Raw genomic sequence first — 371 nt, forward strand, 5'->3', positions numbered from 1 at the left:
GCTTTACGCTGGCCGGCGCCGATCATCCGATCGTTCCGGTCATGCTCGGCGATGCGACGCTGGCGCAGGAGATGGCGACGCGCATGCTGCAGCGCGGCATCTATGTCATCGGCTTCTCGTTTCCGGTGGTACCGAAGGGCCAGGCGCGCATCCGCACGCAAATGTCGGCCGCCCATTCCAGCGCCGACATCGACCGTGCGGTCGAGGTGTTCGGCGCAGTCGGGCGCGAACTTGGTGTGATTTCCTGAACGACCGGAACCGAAAAGAGATTCCGGATCAAGAGTTTCAAGGGACAAAAGAATGTCGAACATGATGAAGGCGCTGGTCAAGGCCAAGGCCGAGCCGGGCATCTGGATGGAAGAAGTGCCGGT

1 protein-coding gene is annotated in these 371 nt (G+C 61.5%); it reads left to right on the plus strand.

Annotation, left to right across the window (positions count from 1 at the left end):
• A partial coding sequence (locus AC0L3D_RS37010) for an aminotransferase class I/II-fold pyridoxal phosphate-dependent enzyme (RefSeq protein ID WP_473647577.1) occupies positions 1–248 on the plus strand: 248 nt, incomplete at its 5' end.
• Positions 249–371: the final 123 nt, after the last annotated feature.

The sequence above is a fragment of the Mesorhizobium sp. WSM4837 genome (assembly GCF_055811435.1).